At 43.5% G+C, this 6,787-nt stretch carries 7 protein-coding genes; all 7 read left to right on the forward strand.

What is annotated here, in order from left to right; translation table 11 throughout:
• Nucleotides 1–87 precede the first annotated feature (87 nt).
• The 7 genes from FTU46_RS12960 to FTU46_RS12990 all read left to right on the forward strand — a co-directional run bounded on the left by FTU46_RS12960 (nt 88) and on the right by FTU46_RS12990 (nt 6,533).
• On the forward strand, nt 88–303 hold the full coding sequence (locus FTU46_RS12960) for a molybdopterin-binding protein (RefSeq protein ID WP_179992729.1): 216 nt from the start codon (nt 88–90) through the stop codon (nt 301–303).
• A 13-nt stretch (nt 304–316) separates the two neighbouring features.
• Nucleotides 317–1,804 carry a hypothetical protein gene (locus tag FTU46_RS12965; protein ID WP_179992728.1) on the forward strand — a complete coding sequence of 496 codons (1,488 nt, stop codon included), beginning with the start codon at nt 317–319 and terminating at the stop codon, nt 1,802–1,804.
• A 24-nt stretch (nt 1,805–1,828) separates the two neighbouring features.
• A complete protein-coding gene (locus FTU46_RS12970) occupies nt 1,829–2,896 on the forward strand; it encodes an ABC transporter substrate-binding protein (RefSeq protein ID WP_180105143.1) in 1,068 nt (355 codons plus the stop codon).
• Nucleotides 2,897–2,923: 27 nt separating this feature from the next.
• Nucleotides 2,924–3,778, forward strand: coding sequence for an ABC transporter permease (locus FTU46_RS12975; protein ID WP_159124141.1), 855 nt, complete (start codon nt 2,924–2,926; stop codon nt 3,776–3,778).
• A gap of 10 nt (nt 3,779–3,788) precedes the next feature.
• Complete coding sequence (locus tag FTU46_RS12980) at nt 3,789–4,550, forward strand: ABC transporter permease (RefSeq protein WP_180105144.1); 762 nt, start codon at nt 3,789–3,791, stop codon at nt 4,548–4,550.
• Between the two features lie 18 nt (nt 4,551–4,568).
• Nucleotides 4,569–5,381 carry an ABC transporter ATP-binding protein gene (locus tag FTU46_RS12985; RefSeq protein ID WP_166138948.1) on the forward strand — a complete coding sequence of 271 codons (813 nt, stop codon included), beginning with the start codon at nt 4,569–4,571 and terminating at the stop codon, nt 5,379–5,381.
• 336 nt (nt 5,382–5,717) lie between these two features.
• Complete coding sequence (locus FTU46_RS12990) at nt 5,718–6,533, forward strand: ABC transporter ATP-binding protein (RefSeq protein WP_180105145.1); 816 nt, start codon at nt 5,718–5,720, stop codon at nt 6,531–6,533.
• Nucleotides 6,534–6,787: the final 254 nt, after the last annotated feature.

Genomic DNA, 6,787 nt, shown 5'->3' on the forward strand with positions numbered 1-6,787 from the left:
AATAATATATCAAAATCTATTTATATTATTTTTCTGCATATTAAAAATCATGCATATTAATTCCAACCAAAACAACAGGAATTAATAATGACAATTCAATCTATTAATGTGCGTAACCAGTTAAAAGGTACTATTCAGGAAATTGTAAAAGGTGATGTGGTTTCTGAAGTCGATGTGGTGACTGCTTCGGGTATTTTCACTTCGGTAATTACGACACGTTCTGTAGAAGAGCTGGATTTGCAGGTAGGAAGTCAGGTGATTGTGCTGATCAAATCGACTGATGTTTCACTGGCAAAACTGTAGGTGTGTCGATTGTATGAAGCAATATTTTAAACAAGGGGCAACGGTACTGACTCTGCTAAGCGCGAGTATTGGCTTAACGCATGCAGATGCGGAGGTAGGTCAGTTACAACAACAGGTCAGTCAACTCGAGCAGTCATTAAAACAATTAAAAACCCAGTTAGCGCAGATTCAGAATCAGAACGAAGCCGTTACAGAAGCCACTACTGCTGATGAGGCTGAACTATCTGCTGATGCAGAAACTGAATTTGATGATGACCAAAGCTTTGTGACACGTGCCGAGTTGCAAGGTCTGCAAAGCGATCTGGAAAACTATAAATATCAGGTACAACGTGACCGCGATACCAAAACGGCATTATCAACACGTCAACTGCTGATTAATGGAGTCGTGCAGGCCAAAGCTTCTTATATCGATGAAGCACAGCGCACTCCACCTACGGGTACCAATACCGGGATGGTTGTTCAAGACCGCCATTCTTCATTTGATTTAGGTGCAGTCCAAATTGGTTTTATTGGCAATCTGTATAAAGACTATGAAGAAGGCAAAAACCTGGATTTCAATCTGCGTTTTGGTACTTCTCCACAGACAGGGACCAATAACAGTTATCTGAACTTATTGGATGCGCAACTGACTTATCACGTATTGCCAACCTTAAGTGCCGACACGGGGCGCTTGAGCGTTACTTTAGGTCAGCAACTGTTACCATTTGGCCAGGAAGTTCAGGCCACTGAAGACCTAAAACCTACCATTAACAATGCCTTGTTCAGTTTGCCGGGCCTAGGTTATGGACTGGCACTGCGTGAAGTCGGCTTGATTGTACGTGGGGATGCCTTACCAACCGTGGACTATGGATATAACTATCGCTCACCAATGATTAGCTATGCCTTTGGTCTGGTGAATGGTAATGGAGCCAATAAATCGGATGACAATGATGACAAAAACTTTATTGGACGTCTGCGTTATACCTTGCCTGCGGAATATAACTCATGGCTGCGTGAACTGAGTTTTGGTCTGTCCTGGTATCAAGGCAAGAGCAATCTATTTGAAATTGATGGTACCAGCGCGGCCTTTGCTGGTAAGGGCGATGTGCTGCGTAAAGGCTTCGATATTTACTATAACCACCATCCATTCGGTGTGACCTATGAATATGTACAAGGTGAAGATGACACCTACATTTCACAAACTGCACAGACCTATAAGCGTGAAAGTGAGTCGCACACAGGTACCTTGTTCTGGAACTTTGGTGAGCAGTTTGTCAAAGGATTCCGTAATCAGGGCCGTTATGACGACTGGTGGCCAAAGTCTTACCAGGCCTTCTATCGCTACGACACCATTGATCGTGACAAGAATTTAGCCGATCAAACTGTTGATATTCACAGTCTGGGCCTGAATGCATTCTTTGCGGAAACCACCAAGTTTCAGATCAACCTGAACCATGTCAACAATGACATTACAAACAAGAGCTATAACGAACTGGTCGCACAATTCCAGTACGGATTCTAATTTTATATTTTGAGGAATTTTCACATGTTTAAATGGTCAAAAGTATTATTTGCTGGCCTTCTCTCTACAACAACACTGCTGCCAGCGATTCAGACCTCTGCCGCAGAGGCGAAACCCAGCGTGATCCGTTTTGCTTCGCCGATGGTCGGTACAGGTAATCGCCCTGTAGGTTATGGTAATTACTATGCGACTGCACAGACCTTGGGTTTATTTGAAAAAGAATTCCAGAAAGATGGCATCAAAGTACAATGGAATAACTTTAAAGGAGCGGGTCCTGCGATTAATGAATCTTATGCGAATGGTCTGGTCGATATTACCTGGATTGGTGATTTGCCTGGACTGATTGGCAAAGCCAGTCGTCTGGACACTAAACTGGTCGCCATGGCTGGCTCACAGGATAATACTTATCTGGTGGTAGCACCGGGTTCTCCGGCTAAATCGATTGCTGATTTAAAAGGGAAACGAATAGGCTTCTTTAAAGGAACCAATCTGCATTTATCGATTATTAATGTGGTCAAAAAATACGGATTCAGTGAGAAAGACTTCCGTTTTGTCAACATGGATGGCCCAGTGGCGTATTCCGCTTTAGCCAGTGGTGATATTGATGCAATCTGGAGCAGTAGCTATATTTTTCCTGTAGTCGATCGCGGTATTGCCAAGATTATTTATAGTGCCAAAAATGAACCTGATCTCTATAAAACCTCAGGCTATGTACTGGTGAATTCCAAGTTTGAGCAAAAATATCCTGAAGTGGTTCAGCGTGTAGTGAATGTGCTGGTCAAACAAGCGGCTTGGGAAAGCAAGCCCGCTAATAAAGATGCCCTGTTTAAACTCTGGGCAAAATCTGGAATATCGTATAGCAACATCAATAAAGCCCATATTGGGGTAGATCTGAAACGTCATAGTGCCCCGATTTTTGATGCCTATAACGTGTCACTCATTAAGCAGAAGCTTAAAGCGGGTCAAGATTTGAAACTGATTCGCGGCAATATTGATGTTGATTCCTGGATTGAGCCGAAGTATGTCAATAATGCTTTAAAAACTTTGAATTTACAGAACTATTGGAAACCTCTGAATGCCAATGGGCAATAACCATCATGCCCTTGAGGAGGTTGAGTGATGTTACAGGAAATCGAGCTTGAAACAGCCAAGACACCGACACAGGACAATGCTGCATCCAGATTGAACCGAAAAAGTATTCTGAATTTTTTAAAACAGAATCAGGTGTTCATATGGGGAATCGGAATCATTTTCCCCATCGCGCTGCTCTATCTGTGGCATGTGTCGGTAGAACGGAACTGGGTGAATCCTTTATTGCTGCCTGCACCTGAACTGGTCTGGGTCGCCCTGAAAGATCTGTATCAAACTGGCGAACTGTGGAGCAATCTGAGTGTCAGTCTGAGCCGGATTGGCTATGGTTTTAGTGCCGGCATTGTACTGGCACTGGTCTTAGGTCTGACTATGGGGCTGTCACGTCGAGCAGAAGCCTATATCTGGCCCACATTCAAAGCCATTAATCTGGTACCCGTGATCGGCTGGATTCCACTGTTAATTTTACTGGTCGGGATTGATGAAGCCCTCAAGATTATTCTGATTGCTAAAGCCGCGCTGGTACCGATGACCATCAATGTATTTAAAGGCGTGCGCAATATTCCACAGCAATTGACCGAAGTCGCGGAAGTTTATCAGTTGAGCACCTGGTCCAGATTTAAAAATGTGGTTCTGCCAGGTGCCTTTATCAGTTTTATCGGTGGTCTGCGTTTATCTCTGGCAAGTTCATGGGGCGCTCTGGTTGCAGTAGAACTGCTGGCCTCAAGTGAAGGGATCGGCTATGTGATGGTCTATGGCCGTCAGATTTTCCAGCTCGATGTGGTGATGGCAACTGTAGTGGTGATTGGACTGGTGGGATTTGGCTTTGACGTCATTATCCGCCTCATACAAAAACAGTTCCGTGGTTGGGATCAGGCTAGATAGGGAAAATGTCATGAAAAAAATAGATTATCGCGGCTGGGTCATTCCTCTGGTTCTGTGGGTTGCCTGGTTGATCGTGACCGCAAAACAATGGGTTGATCCTGCTTTGCTGGCACCGCCAGCTGCTGTATGGCAGGCCTTTGTAGAAAGCTGGCAGGCAGGCGAGGTGACAGAAAACATTATCGCCAGCCTACTTCGCAACACGGCAGGGTTTATTGCCGGTGGAGGGATGGGTGCAGTGCTGGGTTTGGCCCTGGGTCTAAACGTCTGGCTGGATCGAATCTTTTCTCCAACACTGAATGCCATCAAGCATGTAGCTGTATTTGCCTGGATTCCACTGATGATCATGTGGTTTGGACATGGTGAAGTTTCAAAAGTGATTTTTATTGCCTTGGTGGTGTTCTATCCGGTGTTCTTTAATACCTATGACGGGGTCAAGAATGTGCCGGTCAAAATTAAGGAAGTGGCGCAGATTTTCCAGCTCAGTCCGGTACGTACTTTTTTTAAAGTGATTTTACCCGCAGCAGCCCCAAGTATTTTTGCCGGTTTGAATATTGCGCTGGTATTTTCATGGGTGGCGACTGTGGGCGCGGAGTATTTTTTTGTGTCCTCGGTTGGCGTGGTCAATCCAATCATGGACGGACAGAACCTGTTCCAGATGGAAGTGGTGCTATATGGCATGGCCATTATTGCGATTGTCGGGCTGTTATTTTCCAAGGCAGCACAATTCTTTGAAAACTATAACTTACGCTGGCGTCAGGCGGCCAATAAATAAAAGATGTGAGATAACAACATGAATCAACAGGTGAATATTAAGGGTCATGTCGAGATCCAGAAACTCGACAAGTTCTTCCCTAAAGATGGGGAAGAGTTACAGGTTTTAGATCAGATTAATTTGAATATCCAGCCAGGCGAGTTCATTAGTATTGTCGGTAATAGTGGCTGTGGTAAATCAACCTTATTGCGGCTTTTGGTGGGCCTTGATGCCGAGTTTCAAGGCAGTATTTTGATTGATGGCAAACCGATTCAGGGCACCAGTCTGGATCGCGGTATTGTGTTTCAGGATCACCGTTTGTTTCCCTGGCTGAGTGTCGAGCAGAATGTAGCTTTAGCGCTAGAAAAATCAGGTCTGAGCAAAGCCGAAAAGCAGGAACTGATTGATTATCATCTGGAGTTGGTGCAATTGAGCCAGTTTAAAACTGCCTATCCAAGTCAGCTGTCTGGGGGGATGAGCCAGCGTGTGGCAATTGCGCGTAGTCTGGTGAATCGTCCACAAATTTTATTACTGGATGAACCTTTTGGTGCCTTGGATGCCTTGACCCGTGCCAACTTGCAACAGGAATTACAGCGGATCTGGCAGTCAGAAAAGATCACCTCTATTCTGGTCACTCATGATGTAGAGGAAGCAGTATTGTTAGGTGATCGGGTAGTGGTAATGCAGCCACATCCGGGACGAATCAAACGTATTGTGAAAGTGGATCTGGAACGTCCGCGTAAGCGTGAAGACTACCGTCTGGCGGCTATTAAAAATGATATCTTGCTTGATTTCCAGGATCAGGTTGAGCTTGTGCCGCATGAATTAGAACAATATAAATTGGCCTGGTAAGCAGAGCCATTTGAATACCCGCATTCGCGGGTTTTTTATTGCCCTAAGCATTGTTGCGATTTGGTTGTTCGGAATATTTTAAATAACGTTTTCTAGAAGAAAAAAATTCTAAGTTATTGAAATATATAATTTTATATCTAACTATTAAAATCTATACATGCTTTTGATAACCAAATAAAAAATCAAGATAACTCCTTACCCTAAACTCTTTTATAGTCAAAAGAGTCCTATTTTCAGCAGATCTAAAAGAGACAGAAATTTATCCAAGTTCATAAACAGGATAGATCCAGTCTAGAACAATCATTAAATATGTATTGCAGCAAAAGGTGAGGAAAAATGACGGAGCACTCTCAATGTAGAATCACGATTCAAAATTTATATAAAAGTTATAGCACCGCACCAGATCAGCAGACCCAAGTCCTCGAAGATATTAATCTGGATATTCATGCAGGTGATTTTGTCAGTGTGATAGGGCATGCTGGCTGCGGTAAATCCACATTGTTACGCTTACTGAAGGGCTTAGAGCAGCATCAACAGGGACAGATTCTGATTCAGGGGAAACAGCCAGCTGAACATCTTCCAAATCTCAGTATTGTCTATCAGGATCATCGACTGTTTAACTGGCTCAGTGTGACGGAAAATATCCGCATGGCTTTACATCAAATCCCTTTAAGTAAAGAAGAGGAAAACCGAAGAATTCAGGAACAGCTGGAATTGCTGCAACTGACGCCGTTTAAGGATGCTTATCCATCGCACTTGTCTGCTGGCATGAATCTGAAAGTGGCCATTGCCAAAAGCCTGGTTACTCAACCGGATATTTTATTATTAGATGATCCTTTTGCTGGACTGGACGCGCTAATGCGTCATCATCTGCATGAAGAATTACAGCGAATCTGGAAAACCAAAAAAATTACCGTGATTTTAGCAACCCAAGATATTGCTGAGGCCTTATTGCTGAGCAATTCAGTAGTCGTGATGCAGGCTAATCTTGGGCGAATCGAACAGGTTTTAAAAGTACCCTTATCTTATCCACGTAAGCGCCAGAATACGCGACTACAGCAGTTGAAAAAAGAAATTCTAAAAGCATTAAATTTTTCAATCGTGAAGGATCAACAGCCGCTACTCACAGGCTCTGGTCAGTTTTGCTGGTAGGCTAGGGGCTTCATTCGTTTTAAATTAAACAGAGATCAACAGCAATAAACCTCGCCCATAGTTGTCATTTCCACTAGCACCAATTACCCCAGTGCTTAACTTAAAGAAATAAAAAATGCCCTATCGGCATTGCTGTCCCACAATTTTTCACAAGAGGAAGCTCAAATGAGCTTCCTCTTGTTTTATGGGTATTTTATCGGGTGAAAATAAAGCTTTTAAAGTTCTTCTTTCAAACAAATTCACTTGAATTATTC

Origin of the sequence: Acinetobacter sp. YH12108, assembly GCF_013419055.1 — a bacterium.
In the GTDB taxonomy this organism is placed as follows: Bacteria; Pseudomonadota; Gammaproteobacteria; order Pseudomonadales; family Moraxellaceae; genus Acinetobacter.

Coding starts and splice junctions, on each gene's coding strand:
- FTU46_RS12960 (WP_179992729.1), top strand. CDS start 88: ATGACAATTCAATCTATTAATGTGCGTAACCAGTTAAAAGGTACTATT.
- FTU46_RS12965 (WP_179992728.1), top strand. CDS start 317: ATGAAGCAATATTTTAAACAAGGGGCAACGGTACTGACTCTGCTAAGC.
- FTU46_RS12970 (WP_180105143.1), top strand. CDS start 1,829: ATGTTTAAATGGTCAAAAGTATTATTTGCTGGCCTTCTCTCTACAACA.
- FTU46_RS12975 (WP_159124141.1), top strand. CDS start 2,924: ATGTTACAGGAAATCGAGCTTGAAACAGCCAAGACACCGACACAGGAC.
- FTU46_RS12980 (WP_180105144.1), top strand. CDS start 3,789: ATGAAAAAAATAGATTATCGCGGCTGGGTCATTCCTCTGGTTCTGTGG.
- FTU46_RS12985 (WP_166138948.1), top strand. CDS start 4,569: ATGAATCAACAGGTGAATATTAAGGGTCATGTCGAGATCCAGAAACTC.
- FTU46_RS12990 (WP_180105145.1), top strand. CDS start 5,718: ATGACGGAGCACTCTCAATGTAGAATCACGATTCAAAATTTATATAAA.